The sequence below is a fragment of the Micromonospora sp. NPDC049900 genome (genome assembly GCF_044461025.1).
Taxonomy (GTDB): Bacteria; Actinomycetota; Actinomycetes; order Mycobacteriales; family Micromonosporaceae; genus Micromonospora.
In genome coordinates this window covers 112,447-136,541 of the sequence record NZ_JBITKM010000015.1, presented here as the reverse complement: position 1 = coordinate 136,541, position 24,095 = coordinate 112,447, and the positions used below count along the sequence as shown (strand labels likewise).

General features: G+C 72.8%; 22 protein-coding genes. 17 read left to right on the top strand and 5 right to left on the bottom strand.

The genetic code is table 11. The features are described 5' to 3' along the window. Window positions 1-135: 135 nt before the first annotated feature. A complete protein-coding gene (locus ACIBMZ_RS25735; RefSeq protein ID WP_350693213.1) occupies window positions 136-906 on the bottom strand; it encodes a ferritin-like domain-containing protein in 771 nt (256 codons plus the stop codon). Between the two features lie 242 nt (window positions 907-1,148). Here ACIBMZ_RS25735 and ACIBMZ_RS25730 point away from each other — a divergent pair, with 242 nt between their 5' ends. From ACIBMZ_RS25730 to ACIBMZ_RS25705, 6 genes are all read left to right on the top strand, one after another. Continuing rightward, complete coding sequence (locus ACIBMZ_RS25730) at window positions 1,149-2,507, top strand: MFS transporter (RefSeq protein ID WP_396698018.1); 1,359 nt, start codon at window positions 1,149-1,151, stop codon at window positions 2,505-2,507. A gap of 91 nt (window positions 2,508-2,598) precedes the next feature. Then, the gene (locus ACIBMZ_RS25725; protein WP_396698016.1) at window positions 2,599-3,546 is read left to right on the top strand and encodes a thiamine pyrophosphate-dependent dehydrogenase E1 component subunit alpha; all 948 of its coding nucleotides are present in this window, start codon (window positions 2,599-2,601) and stop codon (window positions 3,544-3,546) included. Then, on the top strand, window positions 3,543-4,508 hold the full coding sequence (locus ACIBMZ_RS25720) for an alpha-ketoacid dehydrogenase subunit beta (RefSeq protein WP_396698014.1): 966 nt from the start codon (window positions 3,543-3,545) through the stop codon (window positions 4,506-4,508). Before ACIBMZ_RS25725 ends, ACIBMZ_RS25720 begins: the two co-directional genes overlap by 4 nt. A gap of 2 nt (window positions 4,509-4,510) precedes the next feature. Further along, on the top strand, window positions 4,511-5,824 hold the full coding sequence (locus ACIBMZ_RS25715; RefSeq protein WP_396698012.1) for an aspartate aminotransferase family protein: 1,314 nt from the start codon (window positions 4,511-4,513) through the stop codon (window positions 5,822-5,824). 92 nt (window positions 5,825-5,916) lie between these two features. Further along, on the top strand, window positions 5,917-6,828 hold the full coding sequence (locus tag ACIBMZ_RS25710; RefSeq protein WP_396698010.1) for a lytic polysaccharide monooxygenase: 912 nt from the start codon (window positions 5,917-5,919) through the stop codon (window positions 6,826-6,828). Between the two features lie 67 nt (window positions 6,829-6,895). Further along, entirely contained in the window at window positions 6,896-7,864 is a 969-nt protein-coding gene (locus ACIBMZ_RS25705; RefSeq protein WP_396698008.1) for an aldo/keto reductase, read from the top strand. A gap of 43 nt (window positions 7,865-7,907) precedes the next feature. Here the strand turns inward: ACIBMZ_RS25705 and ACIBMZ_RS25700 are convergent, their stop codons facing one another. Further along, a complete protein-coding gene (locus tag ACIBMZ_RS25700; RefSeq protein ID WP_396698006.1) occupies window positions 7,908-8,363 on the bottom strand; it encodes a GNAT family N-acetyltransferase in 456 nt (151 codons plus the stop codon). Window positions 8,364-8,447: 84 nt separating this feature from the next. Here ACIBMZ_RS25700 and ACIBMZ_RS25695 point away from each other — a divergent pair, with 84 nt between their 5' ends. From ACIBMZ_RS25695 to ACIBMZ_RS25680, 4 genes are read left to right on the top strand one after another with little or no spacing between them, the layout of a single operon-like run. Beyond that, window positions 8,448-9,050, top strand: a complete 603-nt coding sequence (locus ACIBMZ_RS25695; protein ID WP_396698004.1) for a TetR/AcrR family transcriptional regulator — start codon at window positions 8,448-8,450, stop codon at window positions 9,048-9,050. Window positions 9,051-9,098: 48 nt separating this feature from the next. Then, window positions 9,099-10,589, top strand: coding sequence for a magnesium chelatase (locus ACIBMZ_RS25690; RefSeq protein WP_396698041.1), 1,491 nt, complete (start codon window positions 9,099-9,101; stop codon window positions 10,587-10,589). A 2-nt stretch (window positions 10,590-10,591) separates the two neighbouring features. After that, window positions 10,592-12,544 (top strand): VWA domain-containing protein, encoded by a 1,953-nt coding sequence (locus tag ACIBMZ_RS25685; protein WP_396698002.1) that lies wholly within the window; start codon window positions 10,592-10,594, stop codon window positions 12,542-12,544. Window positions 12,545-12,554: 10 nt separating this feature from the next. After that, window positions 12,555-13,016, top strand: coding sequence for a hypothetical protein (locus tag ACIBMZ_RS25680; RefSeq protein ID WP_396698000.1), 462 nt, complete (start codon window positions 12,555-12,557; stop codon window positions 13,014-13,016). A 47-nt stretch (window positions 13,017-13,063) separates the two neighbouring features. Here the strand turns inward: ACIBMZ_RS25680 and ACIBMZ_RS25675 are convergent, their stop codons facing one another. Continuing rightward, a complete protein-coding gene (locus ACIBMZ_RS25675; protein WP_396697998.1) occupies window positions 13,064-14,056 on the bottom strand; it encodes a GlxA family transcriptional regulator in 993 nt (330 codons plus the stop codon). Window positions 14,057-14,109: 53 nt separating this feature from the next. On the opposite strand from ACIBMZ_RS25675, the gene ACIBMZ_RS25670 reads away from it, so the two are divergent. Beyond that, window positions 14,110-15,411, top strand: coding sequence for an MFS transporter (locus ACIBMZ_RS25670; protein WP_396697996.1), 1,302 nt, complete (start codon window positions 14,110-14,112; stop codon window positions 15,409-15,411). A gap of 7 nt (window positions 15,412-15,418) precedes the next feature. On the opposite strand, the gene ACIBMZ_RS25665 is transcribed toward ACIBMZ_RS25670, so the two are convergent. Further along, the gene (locus tag ACIBMZ_RS25665; protein WP_396697994.1) at window positions 15,419-16,117 is read right to left on the bottom strand and encodes an RICIN domain-containing protein; all 699 of its coding nucleotides are present in this window, start codon (window positions 16,115-16,117) and stop codon (window positions 15,419-15,421) included. Between the two features lie 101 nt (window positions 16,118-16,218). On the opposite strand from ACIBMZ_RS25665, the gene ACIBMZ_RS25660 reads away from it, so the two are divergent. The 4 genes from ACIBMZ_RS25660 to ACIBMZ_RS25645 all read left to right on the top strand — a co-directional run bounded on the left by ACIBMZ_RS25660 (window position 16,219) and on the right by ACIBMZ_RS25645 (window position 20,518). After that, window positions 16,219-17,601 carry an FAD-binding oxidoreductase gene (locus ACIBMZ_RS25660; RefSeq protein WP_396697992.1) on the top strand — a complete coding sequence of 461 codons (1,383 nt, stop codon included), beginning with the start codon at window positions 16,219-16,221 and terminating at the stop codon, window positions 17,599-17,601. A gap of 70 nt (window positions 17,602-17,671) precedes the next feature. Then, window positions 17,672-19,015: a class I SAM-dependent methyltransferase gene (locus tag ACIBMZ_RS25655; protein ID WP_396697990.1), complete on the top strand. Its 1,344-nt coding sequence runs from the start codon at window positions 17,672-17,674 to the stop codon at window positions 19,013-19,015. A gap of 101 nt (window positions 19,016-19,116) precedes the next feature. Further along, complete coding sequence (locus ACIBMZ_RS25650; protein ID WP_396697988.1) at window positions 19,117-19,674, top strand: helix-turn-helix domain-containing protein; 558 nt, start codon at window positions 19,117-19,119, stop codon at window positions 19,672-19,674. Next, on the top strand, window positions 19,667-20,518 hold the full coding sequence (locus ACIBMZ_RS25645; protein ID WP_396697987.1) for an SRPBCC domain-containing protein: 852 nt from the start codon (window positions 19,667-19,669) through the stop codon (window positions 20,516-20,518). The genes ACIBMZ_RS25650 and ACIBMZ_RS25645 overlap by 8 nt, the downstream gene beginning before the upstream one ends. Before the next feature lie 40 nt (window positions 20,519-20,558). Here the strand turns inward: ACIBMZ_RS25645 and ACIBMZ_RS25640 are convergent, their stop codons facing one another. Then, window positions 20,559-21,704, bottom strand: a complete 1,146-nt coding sequence (locus ACIBMZ_RS25640) for an alpha/beta fold hydrolase (protein ID WP_396697985.1) — start codon at window positions 21,702-21,704, stop codon at window positions 20,559-20,561. Window positions 21,705-22,008: 304 nt separating this feature from the next. On the opposite strand from ACIBMZ_RS25640, the gene ACIBMZ_RS25635 reads away from it, so the two are divergent. After that, window positions 22,009-22,188 carry a hypothetical protein gene (locus ACIBMZ_RS25635; protein WP_117228938.1) on the top strand — a complete coding sequence of 60 codons (180 nt, stop codon included), beginning with the start codon at window positions 22,009-22,011 and terminating at the stop codon, window positions 22,186-22,188. Between the two features lie 26 nt (window positions 22,189-22,214). Further along, window positions 22,215-24,068, top strand: coding sequence for an HEXXH motif domain-containing protein (locus ACIBMZ_RS25630; RefSeq protein WP_396697983.1), 1,854 nt, complete (start codon window positions 22,215-22,217; stop codon window positions 24,066-24,068). The last annotated feature ends 27 nt before the right edge of the window (window positions 24,069-24,095 follow it).

Here is a 24,095-nt window from a genome sequence, read left to right as displayed (position 1 = left end):
GGCACCGCAGGCTGCCGGTGGTCCGGGTGGGTCACCCCCACCCGGACCACCGGGATCACTCACCTGCCGGTCACAGGATGACGGCGTACTTGCAGGAGCCGTGCGTGACCTTCTTGATCGCCACCTTCTTGATCTTCATTTCCGTTCACCTCCTTCGAGGTCGAGAAAGGACAGACCGGCGGCCCGCAGTCGGGCCCGGTGCCGCCGGACGAACCAGGACCGCACCTTCTCGGGGTCGCGGCCGGTCAACCTGGCACAGGACGTCGCGATACTGTTCAGCGCCGTGACGTCGAAGCCGATGTCGTGCCACTCCTGGCCGTGCTCGCGCCAGAGTTCGGCGCCGGCCGGGGTGGCGGAGACCCGGGAGAGATAGTTCAGACCGATGGCGATGTGCTGGATCTCGTCGGTCCGCACCGCCTCGTACAGGCGGGCCAGCGGATCACCGGCGAAGATCTCGCCGAACAGGATGAACTCGTCCGAGGCGAGTCCTTCGAGGATGGTGTGCACGAGTGCCCGGCCCATGTGCGGCAGGCTCAGCAGCATCTCGTCGAGTGGCTCCATCGCCTCCTGCGCGTCCGGTTCGACGTCGCCGCCGATCGCGCGAGCGTACTGGTAGAAGGCGTCCGCGTGGCGGGCCTCGTCCGCCGTGGCCAGGGCCAGGCTGAAGCGGAACGGCGCGTCCTCGGTGTTCGCCGCCAGCGTGGCGGCGGCGACCAGACCGGCCTGCTCGGCGTAGTACCCGCGCGAGGCGGCCCGCCAGGCGATCTCGGTGCGGTCCCAGTCCTTGCGGCGCAGTCCGTCGCCGATGATGTCGCTCGCCCGCCACGCCTTCTTGTCCCGGGTCACCCCGAAGACGCGGTACGCGACGGCGTCGTTGTCGAGTTCATCGTGACGAATGAGGACCATGGCCAGCTCCACTACCGACAGGGGAAGGGATCTCGGCGCCACGTCCGGCAGGGCGGTCCGGCGGCGAACCCGTGGGTTCGGTCGGGGACCGGCCAGGTGCCTCGTGTCCTACCTGCGGCCGGTGCTACCAGCCACTTCTCCGCCCGGAGCTTGGCGAAACGGTAACGGCGGTGTGCACCATGGTCAAGGTTCCCGTCCGGCGGTGGCACGGAGATGCCACTCGGGCGGCATACCCTGCGCTGATGTTTGCGGGACTGGGGCGGCTGCGGCGTCGGGTGGAGGGGCTCGGCCCGTTGGTCGCGGCGCACGGGGCCGGTGTGGTCGGCACCGAGATCACCGCGCTGGCGCTGCCCACGCTGGCGATCCTCCACCTGGGAGCGTCACCGCTGGTCGCCAGCGCGCTGTTCGCGATCGAATTCGGTACGCACGCGCTCGCGTCCCCGATGCTCGGGGTCGTCGTCGACCGGGCCCGTTCGCCGCGTCGTCTGCTCGTCGGCGGGAGTCTCGGCTATGCGGCGGTGGTGGCCACGGTGCCGGTCGCCGGCCTGCTGGGGGTGCTCTCCATCCCGATGCTGGCCGTGGTCGCGGTCGTCGCCGGAGGACTCGGTGCCCTGGTCACGATCGGCCTCCAGGCCGCGATACCGCGGATGGTGCCGACGGAGCGGCTGGTCCAGGCGAACTCGGCGATGGCCGGGGCCCGGTCGGTCGGGCAGGTGGCCGGGCCCGCCCTGGCCGGATGGCTGATCCAGGTGGCCGGTGCCGCCGCCGCGATGGGGGTCGACGCGCTGGCCCGGCTGCTCAGCGTGGTCGCGTACGCCCGGCTGCGGATCGGCGCCCGCACCGGTCCCGCCGCCACCGCCGACGGCCCGGCGGGCAGCATGCTCGACCAGTTGCGTGAGGGCGTGGCGGCGATGCGCCGACGCCCGGTGCTGGTCCGGGTGGCGGTGACCGCGGCGGCCCTCAACTTCGGTGGCTCGGCGCTCGGCGCGCTCTATCTCGTCTACGCCTACCAGCACCTGCACCTGTCACCGGGGCTGATCGGGATCACCTACGTGGTCAGCAGCGTGGTGTCCATGCTGGCCGTCACGGTGGCCGGCCGGGTGATCCGTCGGCTCGGCATGACCCGGGTGGTGCCGGTGTTCGCCCCGCTGGCCGGTGCCGCGCTGTTCCTGATCCCGGCCGCCACCGTCGCCCCGCCCTTCGTCACGCTCGTGGTCTACGAGGCGATCTTCTCGTTCTGCGCCACCGTCTGGTTCATCGCGACCACCACGCTCCAGCAGTCCCTCGTCCCCGCCCACCAACTGGGTCGGGTGATCGCGCTCGGGCGGGCCGCGACGACCTTCGCGATCCCGGTCGGCGCGCTGCTCGGCGGAGCCCTGGCGCAGTGGTGGGGACTGGTGCCCACGTTGATCCTGTTCGCCTCCGCCGCGCTGCTCGGCGGCTGCGTGAGCAGCCTGCGCCCCACCGGCACCGACCGGCCCGGCCCGGAAGATGGCACGATCTCGCCAATCGACGGGTCAGAGGGCGACGACCAGGTTGGCAGCATCGCGCCATCCTCGGGGCCAGGCGTTGACGCCGCACCTCGTCGACCCGAAAGTTGAACCGGCATCACGTATGGCGCACCGCGTTCTGCGATCTCCGCCCGGGACCGCACTCGCTGAGAAGCCAACGACGGGAAGCACCATGGACCTGTTGTCCGCCTACCGTGACATGCTCACCATCCGACTGTTCGAGGAAAGCCTGCTGCGGTGCGCGGAGCAGGGCCTGGTGCCCGGCGCGATCCACCCGTACACCGGCCAGGAGGCGGTCGCCGTCGGAGTGCTGGGCGCCCGGGATCCCGCCGAGTGGGTGGTCAGCTTCTACCGCTGCCACGGTCACGCGCTCGCCGCCGGCTGTCCGCCCGAGCGGGTGATGCGCGAGGTCCTCGGTCGCGGTGGCGGCCTCTGCGGTGGCAAGTCCGGCTCGATGCATCTGGCCGACCGGGCGCACCGTCTGCTCGGCTCGACGTCGATCGTCGCCGCTCAGATCCCGATCGCGGCCGGTGCCGCGATGGCCGCCCGGCTCGACGGGGACGGGCGTGCCGTGCTGGTCTTCTGCGGTGACGGCGCGCTCGGAGCCGGTGGCGCGTACGAGACGCTCACCATCGCCGCCGCACAGCGGCTGCCGCTGCTGGTGGTCTGCGAGGACAACGGCTGGCAGGACCAGACGGCCAGTGCCCTGGTCCGCCACCTGAGCCCGGTCGAACTCGCCGCCGGGCTGAAGCTGCCGTACGTCGAGGTCGACGGCAACGACGTCGAGGCGGTGCACGACGCGGCCGACACCGCGCTGGCGGCCTGCCGGGCCGGCACCGGACCTCAGGTGATCGTCGCGCACACCTACCTGCGGGACTTCCACACCCAGCTCGGGCAGCACCCGCCGCCGCAGTACCGGCCGGAGGAGGAACGGCGACGGTGGGCCGACCGCGACCCGCTGACCGTCGCCGCCGGACGACTCACGGCCGACCTGACCTCCCTGCACGCCGAGGTGGCCGCCGAGGTCGACGCGCTGCTGCGGGCGGCGCTGGCCGCCGGGGACCCGGATCCGGCGACCGCGACCACCGGCGTGACCGTCACCGCCGACCTGATCGGGGCGGGCCGATGAGCCGCCGCCACCCGATCGGCGAGGCGGTCCGCGAGGCGTTCACCGAGCAGCCGACCCTGAGCCACTTCAGCACCTTCCAGCAGGAGGACCTGGTCGCGCAGTACGGCCCCGAGCGGATGGTCCGGATGCCGATCGCGGAGAACGCGATGCTCGGCATGGCCCTGGGCATGGCCCTGGTGGGTCGGCGGGTGCTGTTCAGCGTCAACCGGGTGGCGTTCCTGTTCAGCGCGTTCGACCAACTGGTCAACCAGGTCACCACGTGGCGGTACATGAGCGACGGCCAGTTCTCGGTGCCGTTGGTGATCCGGGGCGTCACCCAGGGCGGCGAGCACCTCGGTGCGCAGCACGAACACGTGCCGTACGGCATGCTGAGCCAGATCCCCGGCCTGGTCGTCGCCGTACCCGGCTCACCGAACGCGGTCGGCGGTCTGCTGCGGACCGCGCTGCGCCACCCCGACCCGGTCGTCCTGCTGGAGTCACCGCGCCTGTTCGCCCCCACCTGGACCGACCTGCCCGAGCCCGAGCCGTCCGCGGACCCGCTGCCGTTCGGCGTCGCCGGTCTGGCCCGGCCCGGTGACGACCTCACCCTGGTCGGCATCGGCAACACGGTCATCGAGAGCCTGCTGGCCGCGCGGCGGCTGGCGGAGCACGGCGTCCAGGCCCGGGTGGTCGACCTGCGGACGGCGGCCCCCCTGGACAGGGACGGGGTCGCCGCGATGGTGGTGCCCGACCGGCCGGTGATCCTGGTCGACGAGCAACCCCGCGCCGGGTCCGTCCTGACCGACCTGGCCTACCACCTGGTACGCACCGGCACCGCCCGCCCCGAGCACGTCGAGTTGCTCACCGGCGTCCCGGTGCCCGCGCCGGTGAGCCCGGCGCTGCTCGACGGCCTGCTACCCGACGCGGACCGCATCGTCCGCGCGGCACTCGACACCTCGGCCCCCCTCACCCCGCGGAGATGACCATGACGAACAGCGAGTACGCGCTCTGGCACGGCCTCACGCCGATGGGGCCGCACCTGCGGGAGAACGGACCGGACCTGTTCCTGGTCAGCGGTGCCGGCAGCCACCTGGAGGACGCCGCCGGACGGCGGTACCTGGACGCCCGATCGTCGATGTGGAACGTCACGCTGGGCTACTCCTGCGAGTCGGTGAAGCAGGCGATGACCCGCCAGCTCGACGTGCTGCCCAGCGGCACCGTGATGCGCTACGAACACCCGCCGCAGGTCACCGTCGACTACGCCGCCGCGCTCGTGGCGCTGCTGCCGCAGCCGCTGCGACACGTACGCTTCGGCAACACCGGCAGCCAGATGACCGAGGCGGCGGCGATGCTGTCCCGGTTCTACCGCCGGATGACCGGCGAGACGGACCGGCACACCGTCATCGCGCTGCACGACGCGTACCACGGCACCGGACCGCTGGCCACCGCGCTGACCGACGAGCCGATCCTGCACGACTACTCCGCCCCGATCGACGGGCACGTGGTGCACGTGTCGACCCCGCCGCCGGTGACCTGCGACCCGGACGCGTGCACCGGCGAGTGCGTACGCCCGGTCCTCGACGCCATCGAGTCGGTCGGGGTGGACCGGGTGACCGCGGTGATGTTCGAACCGGTCTCCGGCACCTCGTTCCGGCCCGCGCCGGAGCACTACCTGGAGACGCTGATCGTCGAGTGTCGTCGCCGGGGCATCCACACCATCGCCGACGAGGTGACCACCGGCGCCGGACGGGTCGCCGCGATGACCTACGTCGAGCGGCTCGCCGAGGTGCCCGACATGCTGGTCCTCGGCAAGGGTCTGAGCGCCGGCTACTTCCCGCTCGCCGCGCTGGTCGTGGCGAGCGACATCTACCAGGCCCTCGCCGACCCGCCGGTGCGGCTCGGCTTCCCCAACGGATCGACCACCGACGGGCACCCGATCGGGGCGGCGGCCGGCCTGGCGGTGCTCGACATCCTCACCGCCGACGGCTTCCTCCCCGCGGTGCGCCGACGCGGCGCCGAACTGGTCGAGATGCTGGACGCCGCGTCGCAGGCGGATCCCCGCATCGGCGCGGTGCGCGGCGTCGGCATGATGCTCGGCGTCGAGCTGCGCGACGCCGACGGCGAACTCTGGTCGCTGCGCGACGTCCACGACCTGCGCGGGGTGTGTCGCGAGCACGGGCTGCTGACCAGCTACGCGGGCGGCGTGATGCCGCTGCTGCCGCACCTGACCGTCTCCACCGACGACTGCCGCGAACTGGTGGAACGGTTCGCCAAGGCGGTGGCCGCGTACCGCTCCTGACGCCGGCCGTCCGGCCGACCCGCCAGATCCGGGCCGCAGAGATCGAACTGTCGACGCCTGTGGCCCGTACTGGTGCGTGGGAGGTCGAGAACATGGCCGTACGTCGAGTTGTCGTCGTCGCGTTGGTCGCTCTCGTCGGGACGACGGCCGGTGCGCTGCCCGCCGCCGCACAGGGTGCCCCGACGTACCCGGTCAGCCGCTCGGCCGCGTGCGCGCCGGACGGGCCGCACGTGGGCACGTCCGCCTGCCTCGCGGCGGTGCGGGAGGGTGCCGCGCTGCGCGAGTGGGACAACATCCGGGTGTACGGCGTCGACGGCCGGGACCGGGACGTGATCCCCGACGGGGAGCTGTGCAGCGGCGGCCTGTCCGCGTACCGGGGGCTGGATCTGCCGCGCACGGACTGGCCGGCGACGCCACTGACCGCCGGGGCGGAGTTCGCCTTCCAGTACCGCGCCACCTCGGCGCACCAGGGCACGTTCCGGCTCTACCTGACCCGCCAGGGCTATACCCCGTCGAAGAGGTTGACCTGGGCGGACCTGGACCGGCTGCCCTTCCTGCGGATCACCGACCCACCGCTGCGGGACGGGACGTACCTGATGTCCGGGCGGCTGCCGGCGGACCGCAGCGGTCGACACGTGGTCTACACGGTCTGGCAGCACTCGGACACCGCCGACACCTACTACTCCTGCTCCGACGTGGACGTGGTGGCGGTCGACGCGCTCCGTCCGGGCACCACGCCGGTCGGCACGGCCGGTGGCACCCCGGAGACCGAGGACGGGCTGCCGGGCGTCGGTGCCGACGCGACCACCGAGGTCGCCGACAACGTACCGGTCGCCGCGGTCACCTACCTGGACGGCCGGCGCTGGCCGCTGGTCGCGGGCGGCCTGCTGGTCACGTTGCTGCTCGTGTCGATCGCCCTGCGGCTGCGCGGCTCGCGCGGCGGGCCACCGAAGGGACCCGCCTGCACGGTCCGCAACCACCGGGCCAACCCGCGCCCTTGGTGACCGTCGGGTGCGGCCTCGCCCGCCGGACCGGCGGCCGGGGCACGACGCGGCGGGTACGGTCGATCCCATGCGCTACGTGCAGCTCGACACCCCGAAGCCCCTGTCCAAGATCGGCCTCGGCACTTGGCAGTTCGGCTCGCGGGAGTGGGGCTACGGCCCCGACTACGAACGGTTGGCGGCGGACATCGTCCGGCGCGCGGTCGAGTTGGGGGTGACCGTCTTCGACACCGCCGAGATCTACGGCCTCGGTCGCAGCGAGCGGATCCTCGGCGCGGCGCTGGCCGCCGACCGGGACAAGGTCACCGTGGCCACCAAGATCTTCCCGGTGCTGCCGGTGGCGGCGGTGGTGCAGCAGCGGGCGGTCGCCTCGGCGGCCCGGCTCGGCGTCAGCAGCATCGACCTGTACCAGGTGCACTCGCCCAACCCGCTCGTCGCCGACGGCACCACCATGCGGGGCATGCGCGCGTTGCAGGACGTCGGCCTGGTCGGTGAGGTCGGGGTGAGCAACTACAGCCTGCGCCGCTGGCAGGTGGCCGAGACCGTGCTGGGTCGGCGGGTGCTGAGCAACCAGGTCCGCTACAGCATGGTGGACCGCAAGCCGGAGCAGGACCTGTTGCCGTACGCGGCGCAGGCGGGCCGGGTCGTCATCGCGTACAGCCCGCTGGCCCAGGGCTTCCTCTCCGGGCGGTACGACGCACACCACCCACCGGTCGGCGCGATCCGCCGGGCCAACCCGTACTTCCTGCCGGAGAACCTGGCCCGGGGCACCGCCCTGATCGAGACGCTGCGTCAGGTGGCCGCCGCCCACGACGCCACGCCGAGCCAGATCGCCCTGGCGTACGTGCTGCGGCACCCGAACGTGGTGGCGATTCCCGGGGCGTCCAGCGTGGAGCAGATGGAGCGCAACGCCGCCGCCGCCGAGATCGACCTGACCGACGACGAGTACGCCGCCCTGGTCAACGCGGCCCGGGCGTTCCGCCCGTTGACCGGCCTGGCCGCCGTGCCACGCATGATCAGGGCCCGCGTCGGCCGTTGACCGCCACGTCCCCGGTGCCCGCCGCTGGCGCGGCGGCGGTGCGTCAGGGCAGGTCGCGGGCGTAGCAGACGGAGAGCGGCGCGTCCCGGTACGGGCCGAAGTTGTCGACGCGCCGGTAGCCCTCGCGTTCGTAGAAGCGCTGCGCGTCGGGCTGGGCGGTGCCGGTCTCCAGCAGCAGGGTGCGTACTCCGGCCTGGCGGGCCGCGTCCTCCAGGGCGCGCAGGACGGCGACGGCCACGCCGGTGCCCCGGGCCGGCGGGACGACGTACATCCGTTTGATCTCGGCCGAGCCGGGCCCGAGCAGGCGCAGTCCGCCGCAGCCGACGGCGGTGCCGGTCGCGTCGCGGGCGACGAGGAAGACGCTGATCGTCTCAGCGCTCGGCGGCGTCCCCGGTTCGTGGTTGTCGCTGCCGTAGCGGGCGTCGAGTTCGGCCCGCTGCGCCGTGCGCAGGCGGGTCGCGTCGGTCGAGTCCCACGGCTCGTGCTCGATGGAGATCATTCTCGTTCCCTCTCCCGCGTTCCGTAACAAGCGTTACCGTAACGTACGTTACGGTGTAGGACCGCGACCGGGGGGAGGGGACGGATGCCCAGACGGCGGGACCTGGCGGACCAGCAGCAACGCCTCTCGGCGGCCACCTGGTCGGTGCTGGCCGAGCGCGGTCTGCCCGGCCTCACCCTGCGCGCGGTCGCCGAACAGGCCGGCTGCACCACCGGCATGGTGCTGCACACCTTCGCCGACAAGCAGGCGTTGCTGGTGCACGCCCGGGAGCTGTTGCACCGGCGTACCGGACAGCGCGCCGACGCCGCCCAGGCCGCCGCCGACTCGCCCCGGGAGGCGCTGCGGGCCGTGCTGTGGCAGGCCGCCTCGCCGACCGAGGAGAAGCGCGAGGAGGCGCGGGTGTGGGTCGGCTTCCTCGCCGCCGCGCTGGCCGACCCGGTCCTCGCCGACCTGCACCGCGCCTACAACCGGCGGTTCCTGGACCGGATCGGCGGCCTGGTCGCCGAGGTCCGCCCGGACTGGCCGCCGGTCGCCTGCGCGGACACCGCGATCAGCCTGGTCGCACTGGTCGAAGGGCTCAACGCGCTGGCGGCGGTCGATCAGCAGACCTACGCCGAGGAGTCGCAGCGGATCGCCATCGATGCCGCGCTCGCCCGGCTGAGCCGGGGATCCGACGGGGCGAGCTGAAAGCCATCCGAGCGCGCTAGCGTGGGGCGGGTGACTGCACCGACCTCGATGACCCCGGTCCCGCCGGCCGACCTGCCCGGCACGCTCGGCGCGCTGCGCGCCGCCGGCCACCGGTCCCGCAGCGTCAAGCAGGAGCTGCGGGACAACCTGCTGGCCCGGATGCGCAGCGGCACGCCCCGCTTCCCCGGCATCGTCGGGTACGACGACACGGTGCTGCCGGAGGTGGAGCGGGCGCTGCTGGCCGGGCACGACATGGTGCTCCTCGGCGAACGGGGCCAGGGCAAGACCCGACTCATCCGGTCCCTGGTGAGCCTGCTGGACGAGTGGACCCCGGTGATTCCCGGGTCGGTGCTCAACGAGCACCCGCTGCACCCGGTCACCCCGGCGTCCCGGACGCTGGTCGCCGAGTCCGGCGACGACCTGCCGATCGGCTGGCTGCACCGCTCGATGCGGTACGGCGAGAAGCTCGCCACCCCGGACACCAGCGTCGGTGACCTGATCGGTGACGTGGACCCGATCCGGCTGGCCCAGGGCCGTACGCTCGGCGACCCCGAGACGATCCACTTCGGGTTGGTGCCCCGGACCAACCGGGGCATCTTCGCCGTCAACGAACTGCCCGACCTGGCCGAACGCATCCAGGTGGCGCTGCTCAACGTGCTGGAGGAGCGGGACATCCAGGTCCGTGGCTACCAGCTCCGGCTCCCGCTGGACCTGCTGCTGGTGGCCAGCGCCAACCCGGAGGACTACACCAACCGGGGGCGGATCATCACCCCGCTCAAGGACCGGTTCGGCGCCGAGGTCCGTACCCACTACCCGACCGACCTGGAGCGTGAGCTGGAGCTGATCCGGCAGGAGGCCGACCTGGTCGCCGAGGTGCCGGAGCACGTGCTGGAGGTGCTCGCCCGGTTCGCCCGCGCGGTCCGCGAGTCGCCCTCGGTCGACCCGCGCTCCGGCGTCTCCGCCCGGTTCGCCGTCGCCGCCGCCGAGACGGTGGCCGCCGCCGCCCTACGCCGATCCGGCCTGCTGGCCGCGTCGCCGTCGGCCCTGCCGGGTGAGGTGAAAGGAGGGGACCCTTTCTCTACCGTAGACGTTAGTAGGGGGCCCTTCCTTTCTCCCGATGCGGTGGCGCGAGTGGGCGACGCCGTCTCGGTGACCTCCACCCTGCGTGGCAAGGTGGAGTTCGAGAGCGGCGAGGAGGGGCGCGAGGCCGAGATCCTCGGCCACCTGCTGCGTACCGCCACCGCCGACACGTTCCGGGCCCGCCTCGCCGGGCTGGACCTGTCCGGGTTCACCACGCTGGTCGAGGAGGGCGAGACCATCGAGACCGGGGAGCTGGTGTCGGCGGCCGACCTGCTGCGCCAGGTGGGCACCGTGCCGGGGCTGGCCAAGGTGCTCGACCGGCTCGGTGTCGGCGACGCGCCCAGCCCCGGGCAGGCCGCTGCGGCGGTCGAGTTCGTGCTGGAGGGTCTGCACCTGAGCCGCCGGCTGGGCAAGGACGTGACCGACTCGGGGCGGACCCGGTACGGCGGCCGGGACTGACCATGGCCGGCAACCGGTTCCGGTACGGGCAGTGGCGGGGCGGCCCCGATCCGCTGGCACCGCCGTACGACGTGCAGGCCGCGGTGGACCAGGTCGGCCAGGAGGTGCTGGCCGGCGGCAGCCTGCGGGAGGCGCTGCGCGAGCTGCTGCGCCGGGGCCCGCAGGAGCGGGGCGGGCTGGACGCGTTGACCGCCCGCGCCCGGCGGCTCCGGCGCGAGGCGCTGCGCCGGGGTGACCTGGACGGCGCGGTGACCCGGGCCCAGGCCCTGCTGGACCAGGCGCTGGCCGCCGAGCGCGACGAGTTGTCCGGCCGCCCGGACGAGGCGGCCCGGTTCGCCGAGGCGATGCTGGACAACCTGCCCCGATCCACCGCCCAGGCGGTGCGGGAACTCTCCGACTACCGGTGGGCCAGCGAGGAGGCCCGGCAGACCTACCAGCGGATCCTCGACGGGTTGCGGGACGACGTGCTCGGGCAGCGTTTCGCCGGGCTGCGCTCCTCGGCCCAGATGGCCGCCGACCCGGCCGTGCAGGAGCGGCTGGCCGAGATGATGCGGGACCTGAACGCCCTGCTCGCCCGGCATGCGCGCGCCGAGGACACCACCGACGCGTTCGCCGAGTTCATGCGCCGGCACGGCGACTTCTTCCCGGAACGACCGGCCGACGTCGACGAGCTGATCGACCTGCTGGCCCGGCGGGCGGCGGCCGGGCGGCGGCTGATGAACTCGCTCTCCGACCGGCAGCGGGAGGAACTCGCCGACCTGATGCGTCAGTCGCTCGGCGACCGGCTGGCCGGGGAGTTGGCCGACCTGGAGGGCAATCTGCGGGCGCTCCGCCCCGACCTGCGCTGGGGCCGGGGCGAGCGGATGCGGGGCGAGCAGCCGCTCGGCTATGGCGAGGCGACCGGAGCGCTGGACGAGATCGCCGAGCTGGACGACCTGCTGGACCAGTTGGGTCAGGAGTACCCGGGCGCGACGCTGGACGACATCGACGTCGAGTCGGTGGCCCGTACGCTCGGCCGGGACGCCGCCGACGACGTACGCCGGCTCCGGGAACTGGAGCGGGAGCTGCGCCGGCAGGGCTGGGTGACCCGCGACGCGGAGGGGCTGACGCTCAGCCCGAAGGCGCTGCGCCGCCTGGGCGGCACCGCGTTGCGGCAGGTCTTCGCCGCGTTGACCGCCGGTCCGCGGGGAGAGCACGACCTGCGGTCGGCCGGAGCAGCCGGCGAGGTCACCGGCGCCTCCCGGCCCTGGGCGTACGGCGACGAGCAGCCCATCGACGTGGTGCGGACGCTGACCCGGGCGGTACGTCGGGTCGGTCCCGGAGTGCCGGTGCAGTTGGCCGTCGAGGACTTCGAGGTGGTCGAGACCGAGCGACGGGCCTCGGCGGCGGTGGCGCTCTGCGTGGACCTGTCGTACTCGATGATCTCGCAGGGCCGCTGGGGTCCGATGAAGCAGACCGGCCTGGCCCTGGCCCACCTGATGGCGACCCGGTTCCCGCAGGATGCGCTCCAGATCATCGGGTTCGGTCGGCGGGCGGCGACGCTGACGCAGCAGGAGTTGGCCGCCGTCGAGCCGGACATGACCCAGGGCACCAACCTGCAACACGCCCTGCGGCTCGCCGGTCGGCACCTGCGCCGCCACCCGGACGCCGAACCGGTGGTGCTGGTGGTGACCGACGGTGAGCCGACCGCCCACCTGGACCCGGCCGACGGCGAGGCACTGTTCCACTGGCCGTCGTTGCCGGCGACCGTCGAGGCGACCATCCGGGAGGTGGACCGGCTCGGCCGGTACGGCGCGACGCTCAACCTGTTCATGCTCGGTGACGACCCGGGGCTGCGCCGCTTCGTCGACGCGGTGGCCCGGCGCAGCGGCGGCCGGGTCTTCACCCCGGACACCGAGGACCTCGGGGAGTACGTGGTCAGCGACTACCTGCGGTCACGACGCGGTCGCCGCTAGGCTCGGCCGGGTGGAGGTCGACGGGTTGCGGCAGGCGTACGACGCGCTGCTGGCCGAGGTCGACGCGGGCGGGTTCGGGCCGCCGCCGACCGGTTCCTACCGCGCCGAACAGATCGTGGCGCACGTGGTGACCAGCGACGAGCTGATGAGCGAGGCGACCGAGGCGGTGCTCGCCGGCTCCCCGTACGCCTTCTACGAGCTGGACGAGGTCCACCGGCCGGAACTGGATGCGCTGGTCGCCGAGGCCGGTGGCCTGGCCGGGCTGGCCGATCGGCTCCGCCTCAGCAGCGATCGCCTGGTCGCCCTGGTGGCCCGGCTCGGCGCGGGGGCCGACACGCCGGTGGAGACGCACCTGCGCGAGGGCTTCGACCTCGTCGTCGACGAGCCGTTGCCCTGGGGGCGCGTCATCGACCTGCACACCCGTGTGCACCTGCCCCGACACCTGACCGAGCTGCGGGCACTGCGCTCCTGACGCCTCGGGGAATCTGTTAGCAGGGGACCCCTGCTCTACCGCAGGCGTTAACCGGGTGCCCTTCCTTTGAATGTACGGCGGTACGCGGACGGCGCGACGCCGATGCGCAGGTGCAGTTGCTGGCGCAGGGCGGCGGTGGTGCCGAAGCCGCTGCGGTGGGCGATCTGGTCGACGGTCAGGTCGGTGCTCTCCAGCAGCAGCCGCGCGTGGTCGGTGCGTTCGTGCAGCAGCCACTGGGTCGGGCTGAGCCCGGTCTCGGCGCGGAACCGGCGGGTGAAGGTACGCACGCTCATCCGGGCCTGCTCGGCCAGGTCGCGCAGGCTCACCGGCTCGTGCAGGCGCTGCCGGGCCCACTCGCGGGCGGCGGCGGTGCTGGTGTCGGTCGTCTGCGGCACCGGGCGTTCGATGTATTGGGCCTGCCCGCCGTCGCGCCACGGTGGCATCACACAGCGCCGCGCGGAGCGGTTGGCCACCGCGCTGCCGTGGTCGGTACGGACCACGTGCAGGCACAGGTCGATCCCGGCGGCGACCCCGGCCGAGGTGAGCAGCCGGTCGTCGGCGACGAAGAGCACCTCGGGGTCGAGGTCGACGCGGGGGTGCAGGCGACGGAAGCGGTCGGCGTACGCCCAGTGGGTGGTGGCCCGGCGACCGTCGAGCAGCCCGGCGGCGGCAAGCACGAACGCGCCGGTGCAGATCGACATGATCCGGGCACCCCGGTGGTACGCGGCGCACAACGCGTCGAGCACCACGGGTTCGATCACGCCGAGGCGCAGCGTCGCCTCGCCGTGCACCCCCGGCACGATCACCGTGTCGGCCCGGTCCAGCAGCTCCAGCCCGTGGTCGGGCAGCACCCGGAACCCGGCGGTGCTGCGGACCGGACGGCCACCGGCGGTGCAGGTGTCGACGGCGTAGTAGTGCCGGTCGTCGGCGTCGCGCGCCGTGCTGAACACCTGGGCGGGAGTGCCGAGGTCGAGGCCGACCACGTCGTCGACGGCGAGGACCGCGATGCGATGCGCAGGCATGGCCCGATTGTTGCGCATCATGACCTCCGGGCCACTCGTCCCTTCGGTCCATCGCGCCGCAGACTCGCCTGGTGAATCGTCCCTTCCGCCTGCACCCGGCCTGGATCGTGGCGGCCGTCGCCTTCGTGGCGCTGGTCGGCGCCGCCGGGTTCCGGGCCACCCCGTCGGTGCTCCTGCACCCGCTGCACGCCGAGTTCGGCTGGCCCCTGGCCACCATCTCCGCCGCCGTGTCGGTGAACCTGCTGCTCTACGGCCTGACCGCGCCGTTCGCCGCGGCCTTGATGGACCGCTTCGGCATCCGCCGGGTGGTGGCCGTCGCGCTGGCCCTGGTGGCCGCCGGCAGCGGACTGACCGTCTTCATGACCGCGAGCTGGCAACTCGTCCTCTGCTGGGGCGTGCTGGTCGGGCTGGGCACCGGGTCGATGGCGCTGGCCTTCGTCGCCACCGTCACCGGCCGCTGGTTCGTCGGCCGCCGAGGTCTGGTCACCGGGGTGCTCACCGCCGGTGGGGCCGCCGGCCAACTCGTCTTCCTGCCGCTGCTGGCCGTCCTGGTCGGGGCGTACGGGTGGCGTGCGGCGGCACTCGTCGTCACCGGGGCGGCGCTGCTGGTCGTCCCGCTGGTGCTCTGGCTGCTCCGCGAGCACCCGGCGGACCTCGGGCTGCCCCCGTACGGAGGCAGCGAGGTCGTCGCCCCCGTCGCCCCGGCCGGTGGGGCCGCCGCGCGCGCGGTCGGCGCGTTGACCCGGGCCGCCCGGACCCGGCCGTTCTGGCTGCTGGCCGCCGGGTTCGCGATCTGCGGCGCGACCACCAACGGCCTGGTCGGCACGCACTTCGTGCCCGCCGCGCACGACCACGGCATGCCGCAGACCACGGCCGCCGGGCTGCTGGCGCTGGTCGGTCTCTTCGACATCGTCGGTACGGTCGCCTCCGGCTGGCTCACCGACCGGTACGACCCCCGCCTGCTGCTCGGCGCGTACTACGCGCTGCGGGGTGGATCGCTGCTGGTGCTGCCCGGCCTGTTCGCGGCCACCACCGAACCGAGCATGCTGGTCTTCGTCATCTTCTACGGGCTGGACTGGGTCGCCACCGTGCCGCCGACGGTGGCCCTGTGCCGGGAGTACTTCGGCACCTCGGGCGCGGTCGTCTTCGGCTGGGTCTTCGCCTCGCACCAGCTCGGCGCGGCGGTCGCGGCCACCGGCGCGGGCCTGGTCCGGGACCAACTCGGCACGTACACGCTGGCCTGGTACGTGGCCGGGGCGCTGTCGGTGGGCGCGGCGGTGCTGTCGGTGATGCTGGTCCGCCGCCGGGGACCGGCGGTCACCGATCCGCTCCCGGTCGCCACCGCACCCCGCGCCTGGAGCTACCGGGACTGACCGCCGGTCACTGCAACGACCAGCGCTGCGCCGGACTGCCGTCGCACGGTGCCTGGACGACGTCGTTCCCGGCCTCGCTCCCACCGTCGCGGACCTGGGCGCACTTGCCGCTGTGCACGGCCACCACCAGCACGGCGCCGTCGCCGGTCGGCTGGAGACGCCACTGCTGGTTGTCCTCGCCGTGGCAGCCGAACTGCTGCAACCGGGCGCCGTCGTCGCCGCTGCGCCCCTCCACGTCGAGGCACTGGTTGTGGGCGGCGTTGGTCAGCGTCACCGTGTCCGGGCCGAACGGGTTGACCACCCACTGCTGCTCCGGCCCACCGGTGCAGCCGGCCAGCTTCGCCACCGCCCGCTCGCCGTCACCGTCGAGCCCGAGGCAGAGGCCGGAGCCGACGCCCCGGACCACCTTCGGCCCGGTGTTCGGGTCGGCCTCGGTGGGCGTGGGCGACGGGGTGGGTGTCGGCTCGGGACTCGGCACGGTCGGCGGCGCGAAGCTCTCGCTCGGGCTCGGTGCCGCCGACGTCGGGCCGGCGGCGACCGGGGTCGGTGCCGGTTCGTCGCCGCCGCCGAGCGGGCCGGTGGCGAACAGCACCCCGGCCAGTACGCCGACCAGCCCGACCGCACCGGCCACCACCAGCACCGGATCCCGGGGCGGTCCGGAACGGCGGGTGCCGTAGACGGTGCCCGATCCATCGGTTTCCGACATGCCGGCATCCTGGCCCACCCCGCGCCGGTACGCCATCGAGGGTGCGGTAACTCTCGCGTGGACGGCCCGCCGACGGCGCCGCTGACGCGTAAAGTGACCACATGCACGCTTTGCGTGATCATGACGTGGCGGTGGCTCAGCTTCGACGGTCGTACGCTGCGGTGCCACCGGGCCGGCCGGTGCGGCTGGCCAAACGGACCTCCAACCTGTTCCGGCCGCGCGACGCCCCGCGCGCGACGGGCCTGGACGTCAGCGGGCTCGGCGGCGTGCTCAGCGTCGACCCGGCCGCCCGCACCGCCGACGTGCAGGGCATGTGCACCTACGAGCGGCTGGTCGAGGCGACCTTGCGGCACGCCCTGATGCCGCTGGTGGTGCCGCAGCTCCGCACCATCACCCTGGGTGGGGCGGTCACCGGGCTGGGCATCGAGTCGACCTCGTTCCGCAACGGCCTGCCGCACGAGTCGGTGACCGAGATGGACGTCTTCACCGGGGCGGGCGAGCTGGTCACCGCCCGGCCGGAGGGCGCACACGCGGACCTCTTCGCCGCGTTCCCCAACTCGCTGGGCAGCCTCGGCTACGCCACCCGGCTGCGTATCGAGCTGCAACCGGTCCGGGGGCACGTGGCGCTGCGCAACGTGCGGTTCACCGACCTGACCGCGTTGACCGAGGCGATCGCGGAGATCACCGCCGGCCGTGCCTGGGCGGGGGAGGCCGTCGACGCGATGGACGGGGTGATGTTCAGCCCCGACGAGGCGTACCTGGTGCTGGCCCGTTTCACCGACGAGCCGGGCCGGGTCTCCGACTACACCGGCCAGGGCATCTACTACCGGTCGCTGCGCCGACTGCCGCACGACACGCTGACCGTCCACGACTACCTGTGGCGCTGGGACACCGACTGGTTCTGGTGCTCGGCGGCGTTCGGCGCGCAGCATCCGCTGGTCCGGCGGCTGTGGCCGGCCCGCTGGCGGCGCAGCGACGTCTACCACCGCATCGTGCGGCTGGAACACCGGCACCAGGTGGCCGCCCGGATCGACCGCTGGCGCGGCCAGCCGGCCCGGGAACGCGTGGTGCAGGACGTGGAGATCCCGCTGGACCGCACCGCCGACTTCCTGCAGTGGTTCGCCCGCCGGGTCGGGATGACCCCGGTGTGGCTGTGCCCGCTGCGGCTGCGTGAGCCGTCGGGTGGGGGATCCGCGCGGTCCTGGCCGCTGTATCCGCTCCGGCCGGGGCAGGACTACGTCAACATCGGGTTCTGGGGGAGCGTGCCGATCGCCGAGAGCGCCGCCGACGGCGACGTCAACCGGGAGATCGAGCGCGCGGTGTCGGAGTCGGGCGGGCACAAGTCGCTCTACTCCGACGCGTACTACGACCGGGATTCGTTCGACCGGCTCTACGGCGGCGATACGTGGCGCGCCGTGCGGGACCGGTACGACCCGGAACATCGGCTCACCGGACTGTACGAAAAGGCGGTAGCGCGCGCATGAGCGAGCGTAGCGAGCGAGTCATCAGGCTCAGTGTGTCTCGTGGCGGCACGGAGCGGAGCGGAGTGCCGGCATGAGCCTTATCGACCGAGAGCAGGGGGCGGCCGGTGTTCCCGCCACCCCGCCGGCCGGGAGCGGCCGACGTGGTCCGAGTGTCGCGGACGTGGTCCGGGCCCTCACCGCAGGCCCGCTGCCGGTCCGGGTCACCGGGTACGACGGCAGTCGACTCGGTCCGGCCGACGCCGGGATCACCCTGTCGATCCGATCCGAGCGGGGCCTGTCGTACCTGCTCACCGCGCCGGGCGACCTGGGCATGGCACGGGCGTACGTGAGCGGGGACCTGGCGCTGGAGGGGGTGCACCCGGGCGATCCGTACGAGGCGTTGCGGGTGCTCAAGGACGAGCTGCGGGTACGCACTCCGACGGTGGCCGAGGGACTGGCGTTGGTGCGCGGGCTGGGCTGGGAGCGGCTGCTGCCGCCACCGGCGCCGCCACAGGAGGCGCTGCCCCGCTGGAAGCGGATCGTGGGCGGCCTGCGGCACTCCCGGGTGCGGGACAGCAGTGCGATCTCCCACCACTACGACGTGTCCAACGCCTTCTACGAGAAGGTGCTCGGGCCGTCGATGACGTACACCTGCGCGGTCTTCCGCAGTCCCGACGACACGCTGGAGCAGGCCCAGGCGAGCAAGTACGACCTGGTCGCCGGCAAGCTGGCGCTGCGTCCGGGCATGCGTTTGCTGGACGTGGGCTGCGGCTGGGGCGGCATGGTCCGGCACGCGGCCCGCGAGTACGGCGTCAAGGCCCTCGGGGTGACGCTGTCGCACGCCCAGGCGCAGTGGGCGCAGGCGGCGATCGCGCGCGAGGGACTGACCGGGCTGGCCGAGGTGCGGCACATGGACTACCGCGACGCGCCCCGGCGGGAGTTCGACGCGGTCTCCTCGATCGGGCTGACCGAGCACATCGGGGTGCGCAACTACCCGGCGTACTTCGGTTTCCTGCGGGACCGGCTGCGCCCGGAGGGCCGTCTGCTCAACCACTGCATCACCCGGGCCGACAACCGGGCGCCGCACCGCTCGGGCGCCTTCATCGACCGGTACGTCTTCCCGGACGGCGAGTTGGCCGGTCCGGGGCGGGTGATCAGTGAGCTGCACGACGTCGGGCTGGAGGTGCACCACGAGGAGAACCTGCGGCGGCACTACGCGCTGACGCTGGCGGCGTGGTGCCGCAACCTGGTGGAGCACTGGGACTTCTGCGTCGCCGAGGTGGGTGGCGGTACGGCCCGGGTGTGGGGGCTCTACATGGCCGGTTCCCGGCTGGCGTTCGAGCGCAACGGCATCCAGTTGCACCAGGTTCTGGCCACCCGCAACGGCCCGGACGCGGTCAACGGCTACCCGTTGCGACCGGACTGGCTGCCCTGACCCGCTGACCTCGTCGGCGGAAAGCCGCGCCGGATCGATCGGCGCGGCTTTCCCCGGATCGATTGACAAAGAAGATCTGTACGTACAAGCTGATTTTTGCCATGAGAGACGTCCTGTACCTGGAGCAGATCGAGCAGGCCGAGGTCCTGCTCAAGCCGCAACGCGTCGAGATCCTGCGGCAGTTGGCCGAGCCACGCACCTGCACCGAGGTGGCCGCCCGGCTGGAGCAGACCCCGCAACGCGTCTACTACCACGTCAAGCAGCTCGTTGCGGCCGGGCTGGTCGAGCAGGTCGACCAGCGCCGGGTCCGGGGCATCACCGAGGGCATCTACCGCGCGGTCGCCCGGTCGTACTGGCTCTCGCCCCGCCTGGTCGGCCGGATCGGACTGCGTCGCGCCCGCGACGAGCTGAGCCTGGGCTACCTGCTCGACCTGATGGAGGAGGTCCAGGCCGACGTCGCCGCGCTGGACCGCACCACGCAGGAGCTGCCCTCCATCGGCGTCTCCGGGGAGATCCGGGTGCCGGCCGAGCGTCGGCAGGAGTTCCTACACGACCTGCAGTCCGCGCTACAAAACCTGTTCACCCGCTACGGCGGCGCCGAGGGAGACGCCTTCAAACTCGCCGTGGCCTGCTATCCGAAGGGAACCGGCCATGACTGAGCCGATGATCATCGCCGCCCGCCTCGACGCCCCGATCGCGCGGGTGCGCCAGGCCCTGACCGACCCGGCCGAGCTGCGCGTCTGGCTCGCCGAGCACGCCGAGGTCGAGCTGCCGCACCGGTACGAGTTCTGGGGCCGCTACACACCCGAAGGCGACGCACCGCACCAGCGCTTACTGCACGTCGACGACGAGCGGCTGCGTTTCGCCTGGCTGCTCGACGGCGTGGAGACCACCACCGAGATCACGCTGAGGCCCGACGGACCGGACGCCACCGTGCTGAAGCTGTCGCAGACCCACTTCGACTTCAACGACGTGATCAACGGCACCAGCATCCGGGGCGTACTACAGACCTACTGGAGCCTGGCGATCGCCAACCTCGAAGCCCACCTGACCGGCGACCCGCTGCTGCCGAAGACGGACTTCACCGGCACCGACTTCCGTGGCGAGATGGTCATCGCCGCCCCGGCCGACAAGGTCTGGGAGTCACTGACCGACTCCGAGCAGGCCAGCGCCTGGTTCGGCTACCCGATCGGCATCGAACCCTGGACCGGCGGCCGGTATGCCATGGGAGGCTTCGAACACGGCTTCGCCGCCAAGGTGGTCGACCTGGAGCCCGGCCGACGGATGTCCGTCGACTGGGGAGCGCCCGGCGTCACCACCTGGGAGCTGGCCGAGTCCGAGGGGAAGACGAAGCTCACCTTCGTGCAGAGCGGCTTCGACGAGCAGAACCCGCCCTACGCCGCCTGGTCCGGCTCGGTCAGCGGGTTGGGCGAACTCCGGCGCTTCCACGAGATGCCGAACTGGCAGCCGATCTGGCTTCCCGAGGAGTCCACGGTCGGATGACCGGCTGAGCGATGAGCAGGGCCGGGCCGTGGATGCCGGATCACCCCGAGCGGGCGAGTGCGTCGAGTCGGGCGAGCAGGGCGATGGTGGCCGGGTGGTCGGGGACGAGCGCGGTGAGAGCGGAGTCGAGGGCCTGCCAGCCGTCCAGGTGGCGGTAGCGCCACAGCGTGCTCAGCATGCCGATCAGCTCCAGCCGGGCCACCGGACTGCGCGGCAACTGCTCCTGGACGGGTCCGGGCAGTAGCGAGTAGAGCTGCTGACGGAACGACGGATCGTGGATGTGTGGCAGGGCGAGCAGCAGCCGGACGAGTTCCGCGTATTCCGCACCGGTCGGCTCCGCCGTCGGGCCGACCACCCGTACCGGCGAATCCGAGTGGCCGGTGGCGGCCGGGCCGCCGGTCGCGGACGGCGTGACGGTGGCGTCGGCTGTGGTGGCGTCGGGCGGTGACGAACTCGGGTGCACGACTGGAGCCGGCGTATCCGGGCTGGCCCCGGTCGAGGACGCGGGATCGTCGAGGGCGAGCAGAGCGCGCCGCAGCACCACGTAGGAGCGGTGTTCGTGCGAGTCGGGCTGGATGATGGAGAAGTGGTCGCCGGGGAGTACACCGGCGTCCGGGAAGACGCTGCGGGCCGAGGCGGGCGGGACCACGCCGTCGCTGGCGCCGGCGTAGACCTTGACCCGGATGGTCGGCTGCGGCGCGTGGACGATCTGGCGGAGCACCACCCGTTGGGCGTCGAGGACGGCGGCGCGCAACGGGCGCAGGTCCGCCTCCTGGGGGTGTCGGCGCAGGAAGGTGCGGCGCAGCGGCAGGGCCAGGTCCGAACCGGCGTTCGGGCAGGCGTACATGAGCACCAGGCGGAGGCGGTCGAGTTCGCCCGGGTTGTCGGCGAGCATCCGGGCCAGCGCCCGCTGGACCACCAGCCCGCCCTGGCTGTGTGAGACGAGCGCGAGGCGGGAGTGGTCGGCCAGGTCCTGGGCGAGATAGGTACGCAGGTCGTCGGCGATGTCATCGAGGTGCGGTATCCGGCGCAGCGGATTGAGCGAGACCAACGGCGATTCGTACCCGAAGGTGTGCACGTGAAGGCCGGTCAGGGCATCGTCCTGGGCAACCAGTCGGGTGAATTCCGCCCAGGTGTCGGCCGAGGACAAGAAACCGTGTACGAACACGACGGCTGTTCCGGACACGACGTCACGCTAACACCACTGCGCCACCGCACGCGGAGCACGGTCCATTGTGGTGAGCAGCGCATTTCGCGCTCCGCTGCCGATATCGACACGACCGGTGATCGTGAGAGGGAGAGGCGGCGGTGGTCTGACGTGCGCAGGTGACCTGACCGGACCGTGGAGAACCGCGCTGACCTGCGACGTCGTCCATCGTGAAGGGGGGCGGCGGCGACATCCCGGGTGCTATCGGTCTATTCACCGACGAATGCTTGTTCTGCCGCGTCCATTACCGTCATCGGGTGCGGAGTGTGGTAATGGTATGCCGGTGAATCAACCGTTCGCTGTCGAGGTCGACTCGGAACTCGTCGATCTCGCGGATGTCTCTCTTGATCTCCTGGTCGACTATGACCAGGAGATTCTCGGCCCGATCATGCGGCGACTCCTCCGTCGTGTCGACGATCCCGAAAGTATCACCAGTGGCTACAATCCCCAGCGTCTCGACTGACGGGGCCGGCCTTCCTTGGAGAAGTTGTGACCGCTCAACATCTGGCGGCGGAGCCGGTCGGTCGACCCGCGCGCCATCGTCTGGAACCGCGCCACTTCGGGGCCCTGGCCACCGGGTCCGCTGACGCCGACACCATCGCCGAACTGCTCGCCGCCGAGAGCAGTTGGCGCAAGATCCAACTGCGGGCGGTCCTGGACGCCGCCGCTGCCGTACCCGACGCCACCGGCCCGCTGCCGCCGGTCGCCGAGGCATGGCGGCTGCTCGTCGCCGCGCAGCGACGCGACCGCGAGGCCGTGGAGAAGCTGATCCTGCATCCGCAGGTCGGCACCTGGGCCGGGTACGCGCTGCGCCGGATGCGGGGCACCACGGTCTCCGCCACCGGTCCGCTCTGGGTGGACCTCGGGTACCTGCACGCGCTGGCGGTGGCCGCTGCCGTCCGTACCGGATGCGACTTCACCATGCGGGTGCCGGTGCGGGACGGCTTCGTCGTCCTGCCGACGCTCGGTGGTGCCCAGGTCCCGAAGGCCCACGAGTGGGATGAGGCGGAGGTCGTCGGCGGGGACGGGCGGGCGACGTTGACCGTGGCCGGCACGGTCATCGAGTTCGACGCGAACGGCGCCGGCACCGACGGCTGGGTGCCGTTGCCGACCGTCCGATCCACGGCGGGCGGGCACACCCTGGAGGTCACGCTCGACTTCATCGACCCCTACCGCAACCTGCGTACGCCGACCGCGCCGCACCTGGACATCGCCGCCGACGTCCAGCGGTGGCGGGAACTGCTCGACCAGGCGTGGGCGCTGCTGGTGCGGGCCTGCCCCGACCTGGCGCTGCCGATCGCCCGTGGCCTGACCTCGGTGGTGCCCCAACCGGCCGCCGAACGGTTCCGGACCATGAGCGCCTCGGCGGGGGACGCCTTCGGCAGCATGATCGTCTCCGAGCCGGAGGACGCCCCCGAACTGGCGGTCACGCTGGTCCACGAGTTCCAGCACATCAAGCTCGGCGGACTGCTGCACCTGGCCCCGCTGGTGAACGGTGAGCCGCCGCACCGGCTGTACGCGCCGTGGCGCGACGACCCCCGCCCGCTCGGCGGGCTGATCCAGGGGGTGTACGCCTTCGTCGGGATCGTCGAGTTCTGGCGGGCGTACCGGCAGGTGGCGACCGGTACCACGGCCGGGCTGGCGCACTTCGAGTTCGCCCGCTGGCGGGAGCAGGTGTGGGCCACCCTGCGGATGATGCGCGAACTGCCGCAGCTCACCGACGTGGGACGGCACCTGGTGGCGGGCCTGACCACCACCGCCGTGAGCTGGCAGGACGAGCCGGTGCCGGCGGACCCGCTCGCGGCGGCTCGGGCGGCGGTGGCCGACCACCGGGCGCGTTGGCGCACGCACCACCTGACGCCCGCCCCGGAGGTGGTGTCGGCCCTGGTCGCGGCGTGGATCGCGGGACAGCCGGTGCCCACCGCACCCGATGTCGCGCCGACCGTGGCGGCGGACGCCACCGCCCGCCGCCTGGACACCCGGGCGGTGCTGGAGTTGTGGCGGATCACCGACCCGGAGGGCTTCGACCGGCTCCGCACCGACCCGTCGGCGGTCGGCGCGCGGGTCTCCGGCGCGGGACCGGCCGAACTGGCCCACGTCTGCGGCGAGACGGCCCAGGCCCAGGCGGGCTACCTGGGTGCACTGTCGACCGAGCCGGGCTCACCGGCCGCGTGGGCCGGTCTCGGCCTGACCCTCGCCGCCCTCTATCCGGGACCGGCCGCCGACGCGTTGCGGGACCGGCCGGAACTGGTCCGCGCGGTCTACCTCGGGTTGCGCGACCAGGGCACGCCGGTGCCGGAGCCGCTGGAACTGGCCGCCTGGATCGGCGTCGACACGGCCTGAGAGCCGGGTGCCGGGGTGGCGGCCTCT